At 69.1% G+C, this 21,641-nt stretch carries 18 protein-coding genes; 11 read left to right on the top strand and 7 right to left on the bottom strand.

What is annotated here, in order from left to right; genetic code table 11:
• Positions 1 to 48 precede the first annotated feature (48 nt).
• Together NMQ11_RS14220 and NMQ11_RS14215 are read left to right on the top strand one after the other, a co-directional pair.
• Entirely contained in the window at positions 49 to 747 is a 699-nt protein-coding gene (locus NMQ11_RS14220) for a lipoyl protein ligase domain-containing protein (protein ID WP_255169110.1), read from the top strand.
• 129 nt (positions 748 to 876) lie between these two features.
• Positions 877 to 1,437, top strand: a complete 561-nt coding sequence (locus tag NMQ11_RS14215) for a DUF7529 family protein (protein ID WP_255169109.1) — start codon at positions 877 to 879, stop codon at positions 1,435 to 1,437.
• Between the two features lies 1 nt (position 1,438).
• Here NMQ11_RS14215 and NMQ11_RS14210 read toward each other — a convergent pair whose 3' ends face one another.
• On the bottom strand, positions 1,439 to 2,119 hold the full coding sequence (locus NMQ11_RS14210) for a DUF5806 family protein (protein ID WP_255169108.1): 681 nt from the start codon (positions 2,117 to 2,119) through the stop codon (positions 1,439 to 1,441).
• 117 nt (positions 2,120 to 2,236) lie between these two features.
• Here NMQ11_RS14210 and NMQ11_RS14205 point away from each other — a divergent pair, with 117 nt between their 5' ends.
• Both NMQ11_RS14205 and NMQ11_RS14200 read left to right on the top strand, forming a co-directional pair.
• Positions 2,237 to 3,373, top strand: coding sequence for a thiolase family protein (locus NMQ11_RS14205; protein ID WP_255169107.1), 1,137 nt, complete (start codon positions 2,237 to 2,239; stop codon positions 3,371 to 3,373).
• A gap of 468 nt (positions 3,374 to 3,841) precedes the next feature.
• Positions 3,842 to 8,791 carry a S8 family serine peptidase gene (locus NMQ11_RS14200; RefSeq protein ID WP_255169106.1) on the top strand — a complete coding sequence of 1,650 codons (4,950 nt, stop codon included), beginning with the start codon at positions 3,842 to 3,844 and terminating at the stop codon, positions 8,789 to 8,791.
• 121 nt (positions 8,792 to 8,912) lie between these two features.
• Here NMQ11_RS14200 and NMQ11_RS14195 read toward each other — a convergent pair whose 3' ends face one another.
• Complete coding sequence (locus NMQ11_RS14195) at positions 8,913 to 9,188, bottom strand: DUF3006 family protein (RefSeq protein ID WP_255169105.1); 276 nt, start codon at positions 9,186 to 9,188, stop codon at positions 8,913 to 8,915.
• A complete protein-coding gene (locus tag NMQ11_RS14190; RefSeq protein WP_255169104.1) occupies positions 9,188 to 10,435 on the bottom strand; it encodes a ComEC/Rec2 family competence protein in 1,248 nt (415 codons plus the stop codon). The genes NMQ11_RS14195 and NMQ11_RS14190 overlap by 1 nt, the downstream gene beginning before the upstream one ends.
• Before the next feature lie 116 nt (positions 10,436 to 10,551).
• On the opposite strand from NMQ11_RS14190, the gene NMQ11_RS14185 reads away from it, so the two are divergent.
• The 3 genes from NMQ11_RS14185 (at position 10,552) to NMQ11_RS14175 (ending at position 13,291) form a co-directional block, all read left to right on the top strand.
• Positions 10,552 to 10,839 (top strand): hypothetical protein, encoded by a 288-nt coding sequence (locus NMQ11_RS14185; protein WP_255169103.1) that lies wholly within the window; start codon positions 10,552 to 10,554, stop codon positions 10,837 to 10,839.
• Positions 10,840 to 10,907: 68 nt separating this feature from the next.
• Positions 10,908 to 11,675 carry an ABC transporter ATP-binding protein gene (locus NMQ11_RS14180; RefSeq protein ID WP_255169102.1) on the top strand — a complete coding sequence of 256 codons (768 nt, stop codon included), beginning with the start codon at positions 10,908 to 10,910 and terminating at the stop codon, positions 11,673 to 11,675.
• Complete coding sequence (locus tag NMQ11_RS14175) at positions 11,672 to 13,291, top strand: hypothetical protein (RefSeq protein WP_255169101.1); 1,620 nt, start codon at positions 11,672 to 11,674, stop codon at positions 13,289 to 13,291. The genes NMQ11_RS14180 and NMQ11_RS14175 overlap by 4 nt, the downstream gene beginning before the upstream one ends.
• A 7-nt stretch (positions 13,292 to 13,298) precedes the next feature.
• Here NMQ11_RS14175 and NMQ11_RS14170 read toward each other — a convergent pair whose 3' ends face one another.
• Entirely contained in the window at positions 13,299 to 14,990 is a 1,692-nt protein-coding gene (locus tag NMQ11_RS14170; RefSeq protein ID WP_255169100.1) for an aldehyde ferredoxin oxidoreductase family protein, read from the bottom strand.
• A gap of 116 nt (positions 14,991 to 15,106) precedes the next feature.
• Here NMQ11_RS14170 and NMQ11_RS14165 point away from each other — a divergent pair, with 116 nt between their 5' ends.
• The 3 genes from NMQ11_RS14165 (at position 15,107) to NMQ11_RS14155 (ending at position 17,058) form a co-directional block, all read left to right on the top strand.
• Entirely contained in the window at positions 15,107 to 15,694 is a 588-nt protein-coding gene (locus NMQ11_RS14165) for a DUF2391 family protein (protein WP_255169099.1), read from the top strand.
• A gap of 180 nt (positions 15,695 to 15,874) precedes the next feature.
• A complete protein-coding gene (locus tag NMQ11_RS14160) occupies positions 15,875 to 16,447 on the top strand; it encodes a magnesium transporter (RefSeq protein ID WP_255169098.1) in 573 nt (190 codons plus the stop codon).
• A 38-nt stretch (positions 16,448 to 16,485) separates the two neighbouring features.
• Positions 16,486 to 17,058, top strand: coding sequence for a magnesium transporter (locus NMQ11_RS14155; protein WP_255170902.1), 573 nt, complete (start codon positions 16,486 to 16,488; stop codon positions 17,056 to 17,058).
• Positions 17,059 to 17,133: 75 nt separating this feature from the next.
• On the opposite strand, the gene NMQ11_RS14150 is transcribed toward NMQ11_RS14155, so the two are convergent.
• The 3 genes from NMQ11_RS14150 to NMQ11_RS14140 all read right to left on the bottom strand — a co-directional run bounded on the left by NMQ11_RS14150 (position 17,134) and on the right by NMQ11_RS14140 (position 21,228).
• Positions 17,134 to 18,174 (bottom strand): hypothetical protein, encoded by a 1,041-nt coding sequence (locus tag NMQ11_RS14150; RefSeq protein WP_255169097.1) that lies wholly within the window; start codon positions 18,172 to 18,174, stop codon positions 17,134 to 17,136.
• Positions 18,175 to 18,248: 74 nt separating this feature from the next.
• A complete protein-coding gene (locus NMQ11_RS14145; RefSeq protein ID WP_255170901.1) occupies positions 18,249 to 19,331 on the bottom strand; it encodes an ABC transporter ATP-binding protein in 1,083 nt (360 codons plus the stop codon).
• A gap of 52 nt (positions 19,332 to 19,383) precedes the next feature.
• Positions 19,384 to 21,228, bottom strand: a complete 1,845-nt coding sequence (locus NMQ11_RS14140; protein WP_345781445.1) for an ABC transporter permease — start codon at positions 21,226 to 21,228, stop codon at positions 19,384 to 19,386.
• Between the two features lie 84 nt (positions 21,229 to 21,312).
• Between NMQ11_RS14140 and NMQ11_RS14135 the strand changes: the two genes are divergently transcribed.
• Positions 21,313 to 21,627, top strand: coding sequence for a thiamine-binding protein (locus NMQ11_RS14135; protein ID WP_255169096.1), 315 nt, complete (start codon positions 21,313 to 21,315; stop codon positions 21,625 to 21,627).
• The last annotated feature ends 14 nt before the right edge of the window (positions 21,628 to 21,641 follow it).

The following is a 21,641-nucleotide window of genomic DNA, read 5'->3' as shown; positions in this document are numbered from 1 at the left end:
CGGTCGGTGACGGGAGCGTTTAGGTTCGTCGGCTCCTAACGCCGTCGCATGCGCGTGTTCCGCGGGCGGGCGGCCACGATCGAGGACGACCGGGCCGCCAGCGGGCGGCTGCTCGAGACGACGGCGGAGACGGGCGAGCCCGCGGTGCGGGTGTGGACGCCCCACCGCCAGGTCGCCTTCGGCCGCCGGGACTCCCGCCTCGAGGGGTACGACCGGGCGCGAGCGGCCGCCGACGAGGCGGGCTTTCCGCCCGTCGAGCGCAGCGTCGGCGGTCGGGCGGTCGCCTACGACGGGGAGACGACCCTCGCGTTCGCCCGCACGGAGCCGGTCGCGGACTTCCGCCGGGGGACCGACGGGCGATACGACCGGCTGACCGCGGACGTCGCCGCCGCGCTCCGTGATCTGGGCGTCGAGCCCGAGCCCGGCGAACCCGCCGACTCGTTCTGTCCGGGCGCACACTCGCTGTCCGCGTCCGTCGACGGCGCGCCCGCGAAGCTCGTGGGCATCGCCCAGCGCGTGACGACCGAGGCCGCGCTCGTCTCGGGTATCCTCGTCGCCGACAACCGGTCGGCGCTCGCGGGCGTCCTCGAGCCCGTCTACGACGCCCTCGACGTGCCGTTCGACCCGACGACCGTCGGGAGCGTCGCTGCCGCCGGCGGTTCCGCAGGTCCCGTCCGGGTGTGTGAGACGCTCGAGGCGGCGCTCGTCGGCGACCGGTCGCCGACGGTCGAACGAATCGGGGGATGACTGCTCGTCGCCGGCGGTCGGCGTTCGGCCGTCGAGGACAACGTTTTTGGCGCTGACGCTCCCCGACTGGTGCATGCACGCGAGAACCGACGGGACGGCGAGTGCGCCCCCGCTGTCGGGGGGGAGCCGATGAGCGACGACTCGGGGTCGGCAACGCCGGGAGTGAAACTCTGGGAGGACCTGCTCGCGGACACCGACGCGATCGCCGAGGAGTACCGCGAGGCCGGCTGGGAGGTCGTCGTCGTCCAGCCGGGCGACGTCTCGCCGGTCCAGAAGGACGAGCGGTTCGGGTTCAGCGTCCTGGTTCCGGACAGCGAGTACGACACCGTCGAGGCGATCGTCGAGCGCGAGGACGTCACGTTCGACGCGGCCGAGATCTACCACCGGCCGATGGGGAACACCACGTTCGCGCTGGCGGTCGAACTCGACACCGACTCCGAGACGGCAGTGCTCGTCCCGCTGGCCTACGGCCTTCAGGAGATGAAACCGGTGTTCGAGACGGCACTCGAGGAGGGCGAACTCCGGATCCACGTCCGCCCGCTGTCGATCGACACCTGGGTGTCGTTCGCCCACGACGACCCGTCGCTGTTCGTCGACGAGGAACGCCTGGCCGACCTCGAGGCGAACGCGCCCGAGACGCGGCTGTCGGAGCTGCTCGAGGAACGCGACGAAGGCGGCGACGAGGAGTAGCTCAGTCGTCCTCCGCCCGCAGCTCCTTGCTCGCCTCGCGGACCTCGCGCATCACCGTCGAGATCCGCTCTTCTGCCTCGAGTTCGTCCTCCACCGAGAGGTCGACGCCCTCGACCTCGAGGAGGAACTTCGCGACCTCGGTCGCCTCGTACATCACGTCGTCGAGCTCCTCGGCGGTGAAGAAGTCACACATCGCGCCGTAGAGGAACGTGGCGCCGGACATCCGCACCTTGTTCTCGAACGACGAGCGGGCCTGGTTGACCGCCTGCGGGGAGTAGGTGTCGGTCATGAACGGCACCAGTTCCGGGAGGTTCTCGCCGATCTTGGTCATCTCGACGCCGGTTTCGGTCCGGAAGTCAGAACAGAGGCGCGCGATGGCCCACTCGCGGGCCGTGATGTACGTCCGGTCCCGCAGGAACTCGTTGACCCGCTCGTACTGGGCGCCGTCCATCTTCTGGAAACGGGCGTACTTCTGGACGTCGTCAGGCACCTCGTTTTCGGCCGCCTCGGGATCGGGAACGCCGGGCATCGGACTCTCGTCCGACGGTTCCGTTCCCTCGCCGTCGACCGACTCGTCCGGCGTCTCGGATTCCGCCGTCGTTTCCGCGGGCGGACTCGAGCGGTCGTCGTTCGTCTCACCGGCGTCAGCCTCGAGGCCCTCGCTCGCTCCGTCGTCGTCCATGGACGTTCATTCCCAGACGGCCGGGATAAGGATTGTTCTCGCGTCGGGGCGTAAACTCCGCCCGCGTCACCCGCAGTTCTACCGGCATTTAAGTTCGTGAGGGACCTCCCTGCGAGTATGACACAGACGCCAGTGATCGCACGTGCCGTCCGGACGCCCCAGGGGAAAGAAGACGGCGTCTTCGCCGACGTTCGCAGCGAGGACCTCTCGATTCCGCTCGTCAACGACATCCTCGCGGAAACCGGTCTCTCCGGTGAGGAGGTCGACGACCTGATGTGGGGCTGCGCCCAGCAGCGCGGCGAACAGGACAACAACGTGGCGCGCGTGATCGCCCTGCTCTCGGATCTCGGGGAGTCGGTGCCGGCAACGACGATCAACCGCTGGTGTGCCTCCTCGATGCAGACGATTATCTCCGCCTCCGACGCGATCCGGGCGGGCCAGCGCGAGTGTATCATCGCCGGCGGCGTCGAGAACATGTCCCGTAATCCGATGGGGGAGGGCCACGTCCACCTCCACCCGACGCTGGCGACGGAGTACAACGTCGGCGAACTCCAGATGGGGATGACCGCCGAGAAGGTCGCCGAGGTGTACGACGTCTCCCGGGAGACCCAGGACGAGTTCGCGCTGCGGAGCCACGAGCGCGCCGCCGCCGCCACCGACGAGGGCCGCTTCGAGGACCAGATCGTTCCGATCGAAACCGAGGACGGCACCGTCACCGAGGACGAGGGCATCCGCCGCGATACGGACCTCGAGACCCTGGCCGGCCTTCCGACCGTCTTCAAGGGCGACGGGACGGTCACCCCCGGCAACGCCTCCCAGATCTCCGACGGGGCGGCGGGCGTCCTCGTGACGAGCGAGGAATTCGCCGAGGACCACGGCCTCGAGGTCCTCGCGGAAGTCGGGTCGAACAACGTCGCCGGCGTCGACCCCACGGTGATGGGGATCGGCCCCGTTCCCGCGACCGAGGGGCTGCTCGAGCGCACGGGCCGCGAGATCGACGACTACGACCTCGTCGAACTCAACGAAGCCTTCGCGAGCCAGGCGGTGTACAGCCGGGACGAACTCGGCGTCGATCCCGAGAAGTTCAACGTCAACGGCGGCGCCATCGCGCTCGGCCACCCGCTGGGGGCCTCCGGCGCCCGTCTCCCGGTGACGCTGATCCACGAGTTGCTCGAGCGCGGTGGCGGCCGCGGTCTCGCCACGCTCTGTGTCGGCTTCGGACAGGGTGCAGCGATCGAGTTTACCGTCGAGTAGGGGCTTTCATTTTCACTTTTTCGTCCAGATTTTGCGAGCGAGACAAAAGGTGGTCGTGGCTGGGTGCAGCGGTCCGAGGGGTTGTGTCGGGGTGCGGCGATCCGAGATGAGGTCCGCCGGTCGAACGGGAACGCTCGAGCGCAGCGTTCGGTGATCGTTCGCGGATGGGTGCGGCAGTTCGCGCGCCCCTCGTCGTGTGCGCTCCTCGAACGGCGAACTGACCCACTCGTTCTCTCAACAGCGGAATATCTTGCCGCGGAAATCACAAACAACTAATTAATTCACACCCACAGTACACAGATCAAGAAAATACAACCGTATAATTAAAAAGTAATTAATAGGTGTAGCCCCCGTCAATTCGCACTGGCAATCGTGCCAAATACTATCATGACGGATGAACACGGCAGTCACGGAGTATCGAGGAGACGGGTTCTACAGGGACTCGGTATCACAGGGGCAGTTAGCGTGTTGCCAACCGGGGCAGGGCTTGCGATGGCCGAGGGCTCGAGCGAGGTCGTCGTTCGCGCCGACGAGGTCGACGTTCCGCTGATCGCGGGCATGTCGGTCGTCGACGAACTCCAGGCAGAAGCGAGGGAGGCTCAGGAGCCGATCGTCGACTACGTCGAGGAGACCGACGGACTCGAGGTCAAAAACCGGTTCTGGCTCGCGAACGCGATCTTACTCGAGGTCGATACGGGACAGGTCGATCTCGAGTCGCTCGCGGCCCAGGAGGGCGTCGCGGAGGTCCACCCGAACTTCGAGTTCGAGATTCCAGACGACGACGTCACCGCCGGAGCCGAGACCGACGGGGAGTTCACCTACGGCCTCGAGCAGATCGGTGCGCCGGAGGCCTGGGACACCTACGACAACCGCGGCGAGGGAGCCAGCATCGCGGTGCTGGACACCGGCGTCGACCCCGCCCATCCGGACATCGAGATCGCGGACGAGAACTGGGCCGAGTTCGACGGCGACGGCGACGAGATCGACTCGGAGCCGAACGACCCGCACCTCCACGGCACGCACGTCTCGGGGACGGTCGTCGGCGGCGACGACTCCGGGACGGCGATCGGGGTCGCCCCCGACGCGGAACTCCTGCACGGCAAGGTCCTCGATGACGGCGGCGGCGGTACGTTCGCCCAGATCCTCGGCGGGATGGAGTGGGCGGTCGTCGAGGAGGCCGACGCGATGAACCTCAGCCTGGGGGTCACCGGCTACGTCGGCGAGATGATCGAGCCGGTCCGCAACGCCGAACGCGCCGGCACGCTCGTCATCTCCTCGTCGGGCAACGACGGCGTGGGGACGTCGGGGTCGCCCGCCAACGTCTACGACTCGGTCGCGATCGGCGCGACCGACGAGGACGAGGAGGTGGCGAACTTCTCGAGCGGCGAGACGATCGACACCGACGCCGCCTGGGGCCGCCTTGCTCCCGACGAGTGGCCCGAGGAGTACGTCGTTCCCGACGTCTCGGCACCCGGCGTCGACGTGGTGAGCGCGTTCCCGCTCGATCACGACGACGGGCCCTACGAGGCGATTTCGGGGACGTCGATGGCGGCCCCGCACGTCGCCGGCCTCGTCGGGTTGATCGAGGGGGTCGCGGTGGAGTCACCGACGAACGAGCAGATCAAGGCGGCGCTCTCCTCGACGGCCCGGAACCCCGACGGCGAGACGGACACCCGCTACGGCGACGGGATCGTCGACGCGGTGGCAGCGATCGGTCGCGTCGCCGCCGAAAGCGGCGTCACCGGTACCGTCACGGATACCGACGGCGATCCGATCGCCGACGCGACGGTGGATCTCGACGGTTTCCCCACCGAAACCGACGACGACGGCGAGTACACGCTCCGGGCGGGTCCCGGAACGTACGAGGTCACGGCCGAGGCGTTCGGCTACGCGACGGAGACGACGACCGTCGAGGTCGACGACGAGTTCGTTACCCACGAGTTCGTGCTCGGCGACGCGCTCGCGGTTTCGATCACCGACGACCAGCCCGACGGCCTCGAGGCGGGCAACACGCTGTCGCTCGAGCTTCACGCGGCGAACCTCGAGACGCTCACCGTCGAGCAGGTCGGCGATTACGAGGGTGAGGCAGCCCTGCTGGTCGACGGCGAAGAGGCTGCGTTCGGCGAGTCCGTCGCGTTCGACTCGCCGGTTACCGGCACTGTCGAAGTCGAGGTCGAAACCGGCGAGGACGGAACCGGCGACCTCGAACTCGAGCACACCCTTACGGGTGCCGGCGAGGAGACGACGGTGACGACCGGCCCGACGTCGGTGTTCGACTCACCAGTGCCGATCGGGATCATCGACGATCAGGGCGCCTACGGCGCCGACCTCGAGGCGCTACTCGGGGAGGCGCTGCCACCTCGCTACCAGTTCGAGATCCTCGAGGCGACGGAGGCGATCGACGCCGCGGGCGACGGCGATCACGAGGCGTACGTCGCCCAGAACCTCGGCGACGAGGCGGCCGACTTCGCGGCGGTCGCGAGCGACCCCGCGGTCGGCGTCGTCTACCTGGATCAGTTCGAGTCGGCGAGCAACGCGATCTCGCAGCTGTCGGCCGCGACCGGCGATCCAGCGGAGACGGTCGACATGATCGTCGAGAATCAGGCCCCCGACGTCGAGTACGCCGTCGGACAGAGCCACCCGATCCTCGAGGGTGTTATCGAGGAGGGCGAGAGCGCACCGATAACCCAGCCCGAACCCGTCGACCTCGGTATGGGGATGTTCGCGGGCGGCTTCCACACCTTCTTCGAGGAGTACACCGGCCAGGTTGCGGGCGTCACGCTCGCCGAGACCGCCGTTCTGTTCACGGAGACGGGCGACGGACTCGCCGTCGACGACCTGACACGAACGGTTCTCGCCGCCTCGCTCGGCGTCGGGACGTTCGTCGATCGAGACGACGTCACCGCCACCGGCCGCCAGATTCTGGCGAACGCGGTCGAACACGTCGTCGAGGCGCCCCCGATCGAGGTGCTCGAGGCGCCAGCAGAACGGATCGAGCCCGGCGAGTCGACGTCGCTCACGGTCGACGCCGAGGCGATAGAGGCGCTCACCGTCGACGTCACCGGGTTGCAGTTCATCGACCGCGGCGACCTCGAACTGTTCGTCGATGGCGAGGAAACCGACTTCGGCGACCCCGTCGAGTTCGACGAGCCGTACGACGGCGAACTGACGGTGACCGTCGAGACTCTCGGCGACGAACTCGGCGAGTTCGCGATCGAGGCGACCTTCGTGACCGCGGACGACGAGACGTCGGTTACGTTCCGGCCGACGACCGTCTACGCGTCGCCGATCCACGTCCCGGAGGCGATCGACGACCTCCAGACGGCCGTCGACTTCGTCAACCCGGGCGACGAGGTCGTCGTCGCCGACGGCGTTTACGAAGTCGACGAGCCCGACCGCGGCTTCCAGGCCGGGCTGTACGTCGGCACGCCGGACATCACGATTCGCGGGGAAGACGGCGCGGAGCCGGTGATCCTCCACGAACGCGACGTACCGGCGCCGAACGTGATCAACGTCAACGCCGACGACGTGACCCTCGAGAACCTCGCCGCGAACGTCGTCGACGGCGCGGCGGATCCGAAGAACGAGATCGGCAACGGGGTTCGGATCGACGACGGCGTCAGCGGCGCGACGGTCAGGAACGTCACCACGGCGGGAACCAGCGGCGTCTTCCTCGACGCGGACGTCTCCGACGTGACCGTCGAGGGCGGCCGGATGCTCGACGCCGGCATCGGCGTCGGCACGGACCTCTCCGGCGGCCCGGTTGCTGACGTGACGATCACCGGCGTCACCGTCGAGAACCCCACCGACCTCATCGGCTGGGGCGGGATCTACCTCCAGAACGCCGCCGACGTCACCGTCACGGACTGTGACATCACGTACGGCGAGGACTTCAACGGCGGGATCGTCGTCGACGGCGACTTCACCGGCAGCGGCGAGAGCACGATCGAGGACAACGAGATCACCGGTCCCGACGACGACGACCCGCTCGCCGACCGCGACAACGGCATCCTCGTCGAGGACCTCGCCGGCACGGTCGCGAACAACAGCGTCGTCGACGCCGCCGTCGGCGTCCGCGTCGGCGATCTCGGACTCGGCGACAGCGAACTCCACGTCACCGACAACGAACTCGACGTTTCGGACACCGGAATCGTCCAGACGGGCGAGCTGACGACCTACGAGGACAACCGGATCGACGCCGAAATCGGGATCGATCTCGACGGTGGCATCTTCGGGCTCGATGCCGACGCCGTCCTCGCCAGGTTCAACGACCTCTCGGCCACCGACGTGCCGTTCGTCGGCGAACCCGACGACGGGTTCGCCGCGCCGGACGGCCCGTTCGACGTCCGCCTGAACTACCTCGGCGATCGAACGTACGACGACACTATTGCCGACGGCGACATCGCGTACTCGCCCTTCCTGACGGCGCCGCCCGAGGAGGTCGACCGCTCGGAGCCGACAGCCATCGCGGTCGACCTCGTCCTCGAGCCCGGCGGCGAGTACGGACTCGGAACCCCCGGTCCGACCGACCGGACGATCTGGGAGCTGTTCGGCGTCGCCGGTCCCGACGAGTTCGCGGGCACCGTTGAAGCCTGGAACCAGGACGACCAGGTGTGGCAGACCGTCACCGGCTCGGGCGCGCTTCAGCACGTCGACACGCTGTCGGCGTTCAGGATCGAGCCCGAAGAGGGCGTCAGAGCCGTCGTCGACTTCCAGTACGACGAGAGCGTCCCGCCGGGGTTGCGCGACGATCCGGACGGCACCGACCTCGAGCCCGGTTGGAACGCCGTTGCCGCGCCGATATACGGCACCGAAAGCGAGGCGTTCGACGCCGACGCGATCGAGGAGATAGACGACGACCTCGAGGCGCCGGCGGGCCAGCTCGGTGAGGCCGAGAAGAACGCCTTCGCCGGCTACAAGGTCTCTGCTGACGCGGACGGCTGGCTCGACGCGGGTCTCGACGACTACGCGCCGACGATGGCCGAACTCTACGAGGGTCTGGGTCTCGAGCCCGAGATCCACGACGAGCCCGGTGCCGCGGGAACGGCGACTGACGCGGAGGCGACGGTCGAAGACGTCCTCGAGGCCGCCGCGGACGACCGACGGGCGGTCGCGGGCGTCGCGAGGCTCGCCGGCCACCGGTTCCACGAGACGATCGATCCCGACGACGACCCCGATGAGATCGTCGGCGAGATCGAGGCGGCCGCAACGGCGCTCGCCGAGGAGGCACCCGCCGGCGAGGGCGACGTCGTCGAGGCGGGCCTCGAGCGAGCGATCGCGCTGCTGTTCGTCTCGCAGTTCGGTGCGGTCGCGCTCCCCGACGAGGACCACGACGCGCGAACGACCCGAATAGCGGCCGACGACGACGGCTCCGGAACTGGCGTTGTCGGCTCGCTCGCGGCGGCGCTCTGGGGCTGAGGCGGCCGCTCTCGAGACATCGATTCTTTCCGAACGGATTTTTCGTTCGGACGACGGCGAGTCGCGTGCATCTCGGCCGAACACGGCGGTGCGGGTGAACGCCGCGGACTCGGCTCGCCGCCTACTCCTCGCCCAGGCGCCTCGAGAGCCGGTCGAACCGCTCCTGTGCGCGCTCCCGTCGCTCCCGTTCCTCGTCCGGTCGGTAGGTCGCCTCGAGGCCGTCTTCGATATCGACGTCGAAAACGGCTCCCTCGTGGCGTCCCTCTTCGGGCAGGGCCGTTACCTCGACGATGCGCTCGTCGACGACCTCGCCGTCGGCCTCGAGCAACAACACCGCGCTCCCGTCGACGATCCGGTCGAGAACGGCAACGGCCGGTTCGGGTTCGGCGTCTCCCATTAACCGGTCGTAGGCGCGCCAGTCACATCAACCGCCGGGTGGATCAGGGCGGCCGTGTCGTCATCGTCGGCAGGCTTCTCGTCGATGAGCTCGGAGCCGTCGGTCGGCCCCTCACTGGCGGGTTCGACCGCCACCGTCTCGCCGTCGGTCGTCACGACCACGGCGCCGTGGACGCCGGTCCAGTAGGTTTCGATCCCGCGGTCGCCGAACGACTCGAGCACCTCGTCGTGGGGGTGACCGTACTGGCTGCCGTACGCGCTCGAGATCACCGCCACACTGGGGTCGACTGCGTCGAGGAAGGGCGCGGTCGAACTCGTCGAGGAGCCGTGGTGGCCCGCCTGGTAGACGTCGGCGGCGAGGTCGTCGCCGTAGGCGTCGACCATCCGCGCCTCCGCGCCGTCCTCGGCGTCGCCGGTCGTCAGGTAGGTCACCTCGCCGAACGCGACGGTGAGCGCGACGCTGTTGTAGTGGAGGTCGGTTCCCGAATCGCCCGCCGGCGGGTTGTAGAACTCGACGTGCGCGTCGCCGAAGGCGACCGAGTCGCCCTCCTGGACCTCGTAGAGGGTGACGTCGTGGTCCTCGACCGCGTCGAGGTAGCTCTCGTAGGTCTGTGAGGTGTGTGCCACGCCGGAATCGTACGCCGCGTCGACGCCGTCGCCCTCGGTCTCGTAGTGTTCGATCACCGCGGCGTGACCGCCGATGTGGTCGGCGTGGGCGTGGGTCGCCACCAGGTGGTCGATCCGGTCGACGCCCTGGGCCTCGAGGGAGGAAATTACGCCGGAGCCGTCCTGCCGCCAGTCGCCCGTGTCGATCAGCATGGTCTCGCCCGAGGGCTCGATCAACAGCGCGGCGTCGGCCTGGCCGACGTCGATGTGGTGGATCTCGAGTTCGCCGTCGACCGCGTGGGCGTCGGCGCTCGAGTCGTCCGTCCCGCTCTCGTCGGTATCCGTCCCGCCGTCACCGTCCTCGTCGGTCTCGCGGTCGTCGTCCGCCTCCTGTGAATCCGTCTCGTCGCCGCTTTCGGCCGTCTCGTCGTCTCCGTCGTCGGTCTCGTCGCCGCTTTCGGCCGTCTCGTCGTCTCCGTCGTCGGTCTCGTCGCCGTTACCGTCGGCTTCCGCGTGTGCGGACTCGAGGTCGTCGGCGTCGTCGGGCGCGGACTCGTTGTCGGGCTCCGGACCCGTCTCGCCGCTACAGCCGGCGAGTGCGACCAGCGCCGCGACGAGTACGACCAGTACCGTTCGTCGCATCGGTACCACGAACGAGGGGTACCCGTATGCCAGTTGTTCTTCTTCGCCGTCGTTTCCGGGGCGTCTCCACGCGAACAGGCGCGGAGTTTAGGGCCGTTCGGGTACGACGGATACGTATGGACACCGTCCTCCTGGCCGTGATCGTCGGCATCCCCCTCCTGTGGCACGTCGGACTGACGGCGTTCGTCTACTGGGACACCGGGCGAGTGCCCCTCGAGCGCCGGAAGTGGACGGCGATCACGGCCGCGGTGCCGCTGTTCGGCTTCTTCATGTACCTCTTCGAGCGAAGCGAACTGTTCTACGACCCCGACGAGGACCCCTACCGGGGTCACGGGATCAACGTCCACCCCTCTCGAGAAGACGACGTGCGCCCGAACCGGCCGCGAAACGACGAGGACGAGTAGCCCCGAGCGCGACGGGAGTGTCGCGACAGACACCGTTATTACTATCCCGAGACAAGTCCGCGTAACGAATGTCCGATCTCGCCATCGAAACCCGGGAGCTCACCAAGCGCTACGGCGACGAAGCCGCCGTCGACGGGCTCTCGATCGAAATCCCTCGAGGGCGTGTCTACGGCTTTCTCGGCCCCAACGGTGCGGGGAAGACGACGACGATGCGGATGCTGACGACGCTGACGCGGCCGACGTCGGGGGTGGCCCGCGTCGCCGGCTACGACGTCACCGACCGCGACGCCGTCACCCCCCACATCGGCTACCTCCCCGAGGAGCCGCCGCTGTACGACGAGCTGACCGGTCGCGAACAGCTCGAGTACGTCGCCGGACTCCGGGAGCTGCCGTCGGAGGAGGCCGACGACCGCATCGAGGCGCTGCTCGAGCGCTTCGACCTCCACGAGGACGCCGACAAGCGAATCGACACCTACTCGAAGGGGATGCGCCAGAAGGTCGGCGTCATTCAGGCGGTGCTCCACGAACCCAGCGTCGCGTTTCTCGACGAGCCCACGAGCGGTCTCGATCCCCGCGCCGCCCGCACCATGCGCGAGACGATCGCCGACCTCGCGGACCGGGAGATGACCATCTTTCTGTCGACGCACATCCTCTCGGTCGTCGACGAGCTTGCGGACGCGATCGGCGTCCTCCACGACGGCCGGCTGGTCGCCGAGGGGACGCCGGCCGAACTCAAGCGCCGCGCGGAACGCGGCGCCGGGGCGGGCAGCCTGGAAGACGTCTTCCTCGAGGTGACAGGCACGGACGACGACGCCTACACCGCGCAGTCTTCATGAGCCGGTCCCGGACGATCGCCTTCATCGCGGCCGTTCGCCACCGCGTCGAACTGCGTCGGCGGCGCAAACACCCGCAGCTCGGCCTGGCGGTCCTCCTCGGTGCGACCGTCGGCGTGCTGGTGATCGTCGGCTCGCTGCCGCTGCCGCTGTACGCGGCGTTCTGGCCCGAACCCGGCGCCTATCACTACGGCACCGTCGCCGGCGAAAACGCCGCCGCCGTCGCCGCGCTCACCCGGGAGATCGGCGCCATCGGCGTCGTCGTCGTCACCGTCCTCGCCGCACTCGGGGCGACGACGAGCGACGACTGGGAGGAGCCGCCGGTCGAACTCGTCACCGCGCTCTCGCTGCCGACGGCGATCGCCGGCGTGCTCGTCGACGAACTGCTCGAGAACGCGTGGTTCGTCGGCCCGGTCGCGGTCGCCGGGGCGGTCGCGTTCGCCGCGGGAACCGGCGCCCCGGTCACGGCGGTGGGCGCGCTGGTCGGCGGACTCGCCGTCGTGCTGACCGGACTGCTCGCCGGGACGGCGGCGGGCCTCGGCGTGCGGGCGCTGATCCGGCGCTCGCCGCGGCTGTACGCCGCCCGCTACGGCGTCGGGATCGTCGTCGTCTTCGCGACGTTCATGGGGCTCGCGCTCAGCCGGACCGCCGGCGGGGCGCTCGCGGCGACGCCGCTCGGCTGGTACGGCGACCTGATTCTGGTGACCACGCCCGACGGCGGCGCCGACCCCGTCCGCGCGCTCGCGGCGCTGGTCGGCAGTGCCGGAATCGCGGCGCTGGCGACGGCGACGGTTCTCGTCGCGGCGCGGTCGCTCTGGTTCGCCGAGGCCGTCCTCGACGACGGCACCGTCGACGCTGACGCGGGTGGCCTCGCTGGCTCGCTAACAGTTGGCCTCGAGGCGGTCTCGGGCCGCCAGACCGCCGCGGTCGTCCGGGCGGTCTGGCGGCGGATCGGCCGGTCGCCGCGGGCGATGATCTACGTCGTCCTCCCGTTCGCGCTGGTCGGACCGGTGACCGCGGAGATCTCGAGCGCACAGCCGGCGTTCGTCCCCCCGCTCGTCACGCTGTACGTCGCCGCCGCGGTCGGGATGGGGACGACGCTCAACCCGATCGGCAACGAGCGGATCGCGCTGCCGGTGTTGCTCACGACACCCGGCGGCCGGCGGGCGGTGCTGCGGGGCCACGCCCTCGCGGCGCTCGTCCCGGGCGTTCCGCTGGCCGTCGCCGTCGCCGTCGTGACCGGCGTCGTGGGCGGCTACGACGGCGTCTCGCTGGTCGCGCTCGTCGCCGTCGGGGCCGCCCTGACGCTCGCGAGCGTCGGCATCTCGCTCGGCGTCGGGGCGTTCCTCCCGACGCTCGAGGGGCCGATGGCCGCGTCGTTGACCCCGCCGGAGCTCTCGGCGATGGTGGCGCACCTCCTCGCGATGGTTCTCCTCGCGCTTCCCGCCTTCGCGGGCTTCTGGCTGGTCGGCAGCGGGTCGTCGCTCGCGCCGGCCGGCGTGGCCGCGACGTCGATCGGCGCCGTCGCGGCCGGTCTCGTCGGCTACCGCTACGCGAGCGCCGCTCTCGAACGCTACGAAGCCGGCGGCGAAGCGCCCGCCGCCGACTCGCCGCAGTAGAAGCCGATCAGTCGTCCGCGGTCGCGGCTTCCGCACCGCCGATGGCTCCCTCGGGAACCGTGCCATCGTCGTTCCAGCCCCGCTCCTCGTAGTAGGCGTCGAGCGCCTCCTCGAACCCCTCGAGGTCGTCGGCGTAGGGCACCGTGTCGTCGTTCCGGTTCATCCCGCGCTGGTTGTTGAAGTGACGCTCGAGGCTGACGACTTCGGCGCCGATCTCGAGGAGGTCCTCGTAGTCGGCGTCGAGTAAGGTTTCCAGCCGATCGGGCGTGACGAAGTCCCGCGAGAACTTACAGAGGACGGCGCTGTCCTTGATGACGTTGAGGTTCTCCTTCTCGACGACCTTCGGCGGCTTGCCCTCGAGCCCTTCCTTGTCCAGCGCCTGGTCCTCGTCGACGAGGGGGTACTCGAGCGAGTAGAACTCGGCGTACATGTGGTCGGCGCCGCGGTTCGAGGTGGCGAAGGCGAGCCCCTGGCCGTTCAGGGTGCGCCCGTCGTGGGCGGGGAACTCCATGCCCTTCACGGTCCAGTTGTCGACGCCCAGCTCGTCGTAACAGCGCTCGACGCCCTCCGCGAGCGTGTCGCCGATCCCCTCGCGGTGGGCGATTTTCTCGACGGTCTCGTGGATCAGTTCGACGTTGCCGAACTCGTCTTCGCTCGCGAGGTAGGCGGCGACGGTGTCGCCCGCCGAGATGGTGTCCATCCCGAGTTCGTCACAGAGCTTGTTCGACTGCATCACGTCGACGATGTCGTCCACCCCCGAGTTCGAGCCGAAGGCCATCACGGTCTCGTACTCGGGGCCCTCGGTCTCGAGGCCGCTCTCCTCGTCGCGAGTGGGGAGCTTGCAGGCGAACGCACACGCCGAGCAGGTCCCCTTCTTGTACTTCTTCTCCTCGACGCGGTCGCCGCTGATTCCCTCGGCGCCCTCGAAGGAGAGCTCCGAGAAGTAGTAGGTGGGCAGGGCGTTGACGGTGCTCGCGAACTCCGTCATCGAGGAGGTTCCCTGGCGCTTCATGATGTGATCCGACTGGGCGGCCTCGCGGTGGACGTCCATCTGCAGCGGCGGAATCTCGATTTCGGCACCTGAGTCGCCGTCGAACGTGATCGCCTTCACGTTCTTCGCGCCCAGAACGGCGCCGAGGCCGCCGCGGCCGAACGCCCGCTCGCGGGAGGTCATCAGCGACGCGAAGCGGACCTCGTTCTCGCCGGCGGGGCCGACGGTGGCGGTGTGGTCCTCCTCGAGGCCGTGCTCGTCTTCGATGTAGTCACAGATCTCGGAGGTTTCCGCGCCCGCGAGATCCGGAACGGCCTCGAACTCGACCCCCTCGTCGGTGACGTGAACGATGACGAGTTCGTCGCTCTCGCCGACGATTTCGACGGCGCCGTACCCCGTCGCGGTGAAGTTCCGCGAGAGGAAGCCGCCGGCGTTCGAGGAGAGCAGGCCGTCGGTGAGCGGCGAGAGCGCGGTCGCCGACATCCGGCCGGTGAAGCTCATCTGGGAGTGCTGGAACGGCCCCGTCGAGAGGTAGAGGCGGTTCTCCGCGCCCAGCGGGTCCGCGTCGAACGGGATCCGGTCGTGGGCGAGTTTGGTGCCGACGGCGCGGCCGCCGACGTAGGTCTCGAGGAGGTCGTCGATCTCCTCGGTGGTCGCCTCGCGCTCGCTCAGGTCGATCGAGAGCAGTGGGCCCTTCGCGTGTTTCATATGCACACACTGGCACACGGTCGCGCAAAACAGTGCCGGTTTTTTGCGCCCGCGAGCCGCGGCGAACGCACCCGCGAGTCGACGGCTTTTCCGCCCTCGACTCGAGTGCGTTTCGTATGTCCCGTCAGTCGAACCGGCCCCCCGACTCACCGCCCCCGTCCGATCCGACGATCGAGGACGTGTTGACCCAACTCGAGAGCCTCGAGGAGACGGTCGACGCGCCGGAGGAGCGCCGGGAGGTGCGAGACGCGATCCGTCTGACTCGCCGGGTCACCGACAACGGCGTCTTCGGCGCCGTCATCACGGAGTTCACGCGCAAGGACAAAGCCGAGGCGTTCGTCGGGAGCGTCGTCTTCGGACTGCCGCTGCTGGTCGAAGACGGCGTCCACGAGATCGGCGAGTTTCTCGCGGCGACGCCGGCGTTCTTCGTCGCTAACCTCGCCTTCGCGGCGGCGCTGGTCGTCGGCATCCTCTACGTCGCGGGGTTTCAGGAGGTCCAGATACACGACCCCTACTTCGGCGTGGTCCCGCGCCGGCCGGTGTGGGTGCTCGCGATCGCGTTCGCCACCGCGGCGCTGATGATGACGCTGTGGGGCCGGGTCGACTGGGCGGAGCCGTGGGTCCACCTCTGTCAGGTGTCGGTCGTCTTCACCGCGATGGCCGTCGGCGGCGCGCTCGGGGACATCCTGCCGGGGGAAGACTGACGCCGTGCCGACGGACCGCGCCGTCGGCGGTAGCGGCCGATCGGGGCGCGCGTTCCGTCGGTCGAGGATCGGTTTCGCACCCAGCCGGCCGGGCGACGCGTTACACCGACGTGGGTCGGTCGTCCGCACGGCTCCGTGCCGACACATCTGTAAAGCTCCTCGAGAAACACGTCTCAGTAGATGCTGGGCTACGACTCCGCCCTCGACGTCTACCGCCAGGCCCTCCCGGTTATCCTCGTGAGCCTGGTGGCGGGCCTCTTCGCCGGAACGGTTCTCGGTACCGAGACGATGCGGGACGGGATCGAGAGCGTTCCCGGGCTGCTCCTGTTACTGCCGGCGTTTCTCGCGACCCGCGGCGGCGTCTACGGCTCGCTCGGCGCCAGGCTCTCGAGCGGCCTCCACAAGGGACTGATCGAACCCCGTTTCGAGTGGAACGACCGCCTGCGAAACGCCGTGATCGCCTCGTTTCTCAACGGGATCATCGTCTCGGTGTTCATCGCCGTCCTCGCCTGGGTCGTCCTGCTGGCGCTGGGTCGAAGCGGGAACTTACTCGAGCTCGTGGTGATCCTGCTGGTCGCCGCACTGTTGAGCGCGGTCGCGATGCTCGGGGTGCTCCTGACGGTGGTCTTCAAGGGCTACCAGCACGGGCTCGATCCCGACAACGTCATCGGCCCGGTCGTCACGACCGTCGGCGACGTCTTCGGCGTCGCGTTCCTGCTCGTCGGCGTCTACGTCGCGGGGGTGGTGTTGTGAGCGCCGACGGCGAGCCGGACGCCGATGCCGGCCCCGAACTGCTGGGCGTCGAGGAGTTCATCGACGAGTGGACCGTCGCCGGGATCGTCACCACGCTCGTGCCGCTACTGGTCGTCCTCTCGGCGCTCCAGATGGGCTCGGGGGCGGTCCTCGAGACGTTCGAAGACCAGTTGCTCGAGAACCCGTCGCTGCTCGTCCTCGTCCCGGTGATGATCGGCACCGCGGGCAACCTCGGCTCGATCATGTGCGCGCGGCTGTCCACCCAGCTTCACCTCGGGACCCTCGAGTTCTCGCCGAGCAATCCGAACGTCCGGGCGAACGTCGTCGCGGTGTTCGGGCTGGCGGCGACCGTCTTCGTCCTCCTCGGGGTCGCCTCGTGGGCGATCGGTCGCGCGCTCGGCGGGACCCTGGGGCTCGGAACGCTGCTGTTCATCACGATGGTCAGCGGGATGCTGCTGGCGGCGTGGGTCGTCGTCGTCAGCTCCGTCTCCGTCTACGTCTCCTTTCGGCTGGGCTACGATCCCGACGACACGACGATACCGGTCGTCACGAACGTCTGTGATATCACCGGCGTGCTCATCCTCTTCTCCGTGGTCTGGCTCGTCCTGTAGCCGGTCTCGCGGGGCCGTCGAGACGGCGCGTGTCGAACGCGGCCGTTGCCCCGTCGCCCCGTCCCGGTTTCGTCGTTACTCCTCGGCGTCGTCTTCGGCGGCTTCGGCCTCTGTCTTGAAAACCCAGTTACCGATCTCGAACGGCTCGACCTTGGCGTCGTCGTCGACGACGCCCTCGAGTGACACCCCGTATATCACGTCCTCGACGGGCTCCTCGACCGAGACGTCCATCTCGGCGATCGTCACCTGACCGGTCGCGTACTCGCCGTCGGGCGGGACGGCCAGCTCGAGCGAGACGATTCCGCCCTCGACCGCCGCGTGCTCGACGGTTCCGCCCACGAACTCCGTTCGATCGACCGTCGTCTCCTCGAGCGAGCCGTACTCCTCGAGGGCGGTGACGTCGATCTCGACCCTGATCTCCTCCCCCGCTGGGCGGAGCCACTCGAGGTCGATCCGCTGTCGTTGTGTCTCCCGGCCGGTAAATAGCTCTCTCGGAGAAACCGTCGGCGACTGGTTCTCGAGATCGACGAGATCGAACGTCCCTGATCGCACCTCGGCGTCGTGATCCCGGACCGAAAGCCCGTACTCGAGATCCGTCGCCGCTCCGGCCTCGCTCGTGTCGAACCCGACCAGCGAGAAGACGGCGACGGCGTGGAACGCCTCGAGGGTCGTCAGGGTCAACTCGAGGGCGTTCCCGTCGGCGCCCGCCACCGCGAGCTCGAGCCCGTCGGACTCGTCGTAGCCGTCGCCCTCGACGAACTCCACGTCGAGTTCGGGCTCCTCGAGGGTGACGCCGTGTGCGTCGAGCACCCCGAGATCGAGCTCGAAGACGAGTTCCTCGGTGTCCTCCGGCACCGCGAACACCTCGAGCGCGAGGTCGTGTTCGCTGCCGACCAGATCGGCCCGGGGGTACAGTGCGGCGTGTAGCGCGCGCTCGTCGTCCTCCGGCGCCGGCCGATCGTCGTCGGGGTCGGGATCGACGTACTCGTCGTCGTCGACGCCGTAGGGCTCTCGGTTCGACGCTCCGGAGTCGAGCGCTTCGAACCCGTCCGCACAGCCGGCGACGGCCGCCGCGGCGCCGGTCGTCAGCGTTGCGAGGAGGGCGCGCCGTTTCATGCCAGTGGTCCGTCTCCCCACTGATATATGTCTTCAGGTCCGCTCCCGCGGGTCGCCATCGGCCGGGACCGGCCTCAGGAATCGTCGACGACGTGGGCGTCCGCAGGATCGAACCCCACCGTAACCTCCCCCGAGAGCGGATCTCGCGTCCGAACCAGCAGCTCCCGCTCCTGCCACTCGAGGTGAACCCGCGTCGTCTCCCCGAGGAACTCCGCGCTCGCGACGGTCGCGGTGAGTGCGTTCTCCTCGCTCCCGATGACGAAGCGCTCGGGGCGCACGCAGAACGTGAGCCGGTCGCCGACCGAGAGCGACCGGTCGTCGGCGGCGACCTCGAGGGTTTCGGCGCCGACTCTGACGGTGGCGACCGCGCCGTCGGACGTCGAGCGCAGGTCGGCGATCTCGCCGTCGAAGACGTTGTTGTCGCCGACGAACGAGGCGACGAACGGCGTCTCGGGTCGGCGGTAGATCTCCCGGGGCGGGCCGACCTGATCCGGGCGTCCCTCGCGCATCACCGCCACCCGATCGGAGATGGCGAGCGCCTCCTCCTGGTCGTGGGTGACGTAGATGGTGGTGATCCCGAGTTCGCGCTGGATCGCCTTCACCTGCACGCGGAGGCGCTCGCGGAGCTGGGCGTCTAAAGCGCTCATCGGCTCGTCGAGCAACAGCACGCTCGGGCCGGGGGCCAGCGCGCGGGCGATGGCGACGCGCTGTTGCTGTCCCCCTGACAGCTGGTCGGGTTCTCGATCCTGCATCCCCTCGAGGTCGACTAGCTCGAGCAGTTCGCGTACTCGTCGCTCGTCGGACACCCCGCCGGGCGGATCGGCGAACTTGAGCCCGTAGGCGATATTTTCGCCGACGCTCATGTGCGGGAACAGCGCGTAGTTCTGGAAGACGACGCCGACGTCCCGATCCTCGGGGGGGACGCCGGTGACGTCGGTTCCCCGGAAGCGGACCACGCCCGCGGTGGGCTCCTCGAAGCCGGCGACCAGCCTGAGGGTGGTCGTCTTCCCGCAGCCGGAGGGACCGACGAGCGTGAAGAACTCGCCCTCGCGCACCGCCAGGGAGACGTCGTCGACGGCGGTCGTTTCTGCGTATCGTTTGGTGACGCCCTCGAGTTCCACGGCGACGGGGGCGTCGGGGCCGGGTGCGTCGGCGATGCGGTCGGCCGCCGCGGAGGCTGCGACGCCGCTCTCGCGGCCGCCCCGTTCGTCAGATCCCAAAGCTCTCACCCCCGAGTCTGTCGAGGACGACGAAACTGATGCTCGTGATCACCAGCAGGACGGCTCCCATTGCGGTTGCGGGTCCGAGCCGACGGCCGATGAACCGTTCGATCGCCACCGGCATCGTGTACTGGTCGGTGCCCGTCGCGAGGACGACCGTCGAGGAGAACTCCCCCATCGAGATGGCGAAGGCGAAGGCGGCGCCGGCGACGACGCCCGGCCACACCAGCGGCAGTTCGACGTCGACGAGCGCCCGCCAGCGCGACGCCCCGAGCGCCCGCGCGGACTCGATCAGGCTGCGGTCGATCCCCTCGAGCCCCGGCGCCACGGTTCGGACCACGAACGGGTAGCCCGAGACGGCGTGTGCGGCGACGATGGCGACCGCGCCGCCCACCGCGAAGCGCCAGCCGGCGAACTCGATGCCGAAGACGGGCCCCCGAAGGAGGCCGAGGCCGACGATGATCCCCGACACCGCGAGCGGCGCCATCGCCACCGCGTCGATCAGCTTTCGACCGCGGTAGCGCCGCGTCGTCAGCACCGAGACGACGACGCCCATCGGCAGCGCGATGAGCAGCGCGCCGACGGCGAAGAGCAGGGAGTTGCGGACGGCGGGCCACGGACGGACCTGAAACGCCGCGCCGGTCGCCTGGCGCTCGGCGAGGAAGCGGTAGTGATCGAGGGTGAAACCGCCGGGGCCGGAGACGCTCGCGTAGAGCATGCTCGCGATGGGGAAGACGAAGACGAACAGGGCGATCACCGCGTAGACGGCCAGCCCGGCGCGGGGGAGGAGCTCTCGCACCGAGAGCGTCGGCGGGGACAGCGGGTGACGCGGCAGCGGTCGGATCCCCCGCGAGCGGACGGCGTGGCTGGCCTCGTACCGAAGGTAGGCGTAGAGGATACCCAGGGTGATGAGGAGTTCGATGATCGCCAGCGCCGCGGCCTCGGCGTAGTTGAGGTCGCGAACCAGCCGGTAGACGAACACCTCGACGGTCGCCAGCTGGAAGCCGCCGAGAGCCAGGGCGATGGGAAAGGTGCCGAAGGTGAACACGAACGTCAGCGCCGCGCCCATCATCACCGCCGGGTAGAGCTGCGGGGCGATCACGTCGCGAAAGGCCCGCATCGGGCTCGCACCCAAACTGCGGGCGGTTTCGACGGCGCTGGCGTCGACGGACTCCCAGGCGGCGGTCGTCACCCGCGCCACGAGGGGGGCGTTGTAGAAGGCGTGGGCGATCAGGATCGCCTCGAGCGTGAACATGAGCTCTATCGGACCGAGCCCGAACACCCCCAGAACACCGTTCAGGGTGCCGTTGCGCCCGAAGGTGGCGACGAACCCAACCGCGACCATGATCGAGGGCAGCACGAACGGCAGGATCGTCAGGGACCGCAACAGCCGCCGGCCGCGGAACTCGTAGCGGGCGAGCAGGTACGCGGCGGGAACGCCGAGGGCGACGCTCAGTACCGTCGAGAGCGCCGCCTGGTAGGCCGTAAAGCCGACGATCCCCAGCCGGCGGTCGCTCGAGAGCAGGTCCCGTCCCACCGCCAGCGGCGACTCGCCGGCGAACAGCCGGGCGAGATCCCCGAAGTAGAAGGGGTCGCGCAGGATCTCGAGGAAGACCGCGAGCGTGAGCGTCCCCTCGACGAGCACCGACTCGACGAACACCGTCGCCACGGGGTAGTAAAACAGCAGCGAGAGCACGCCCGCGGTGACGACGGCCGCGACGGCGATCGCCCGGCGCTCGAGACGGTCGCGGACGCGGTAGCCGCCGTCGCCGTCGTCCGCTTCCTCAGCCGTCGACTCCGCCTCCGAGGGGACCGGCCGTGGATCAGCGGTCACGTCGCTCCCCCCGTCGGGAGCGAGCCGGGACGCCGACTCGAGGGGAGCGAAACCCCTATCGGAGACACCGGCGAACGCTCGTCTATGACCGTCTTTGCCCTGCTGCGCGTGACGCCGATCACCGACGGCGACGTCACCGCCGACGTCGCGGCCGCGATCGACGCCTTAGAGGACCACGACGTGGCGTACGAGACGACGCCGATGGCGACGACGATCGAAGCCGAGGACGTCCGCGAGCTGTTCGCCGCCTGCGCGGCGGCCCACGAGGCCGTCGACGCCGCGGAGGTCCAGACGCTCGTCCAGGTCGACGACAAGCGCGAGAAGACGATGGCCGCGAGCGAGAAGGTCGACTCGGTGGAGGCCGAACTCGGCCGCGAGGCGAGAAGCGACCGCGAGTGAGCGGGTCGGAGTTC

Origin of the sequence: Natrononativus amylolyticus, assembly GCF_024362525.1 — an archaeon.
Classification (GTDB): Archaea; Halobacteriota; Halobacteria; order Halobacteriales; family Natrialbaceae; genus Natrononativus; species Natrononativus amylolyticus.
This window is presented reverse-complemented; position numbering and strand designations above follow the sequence as displayed.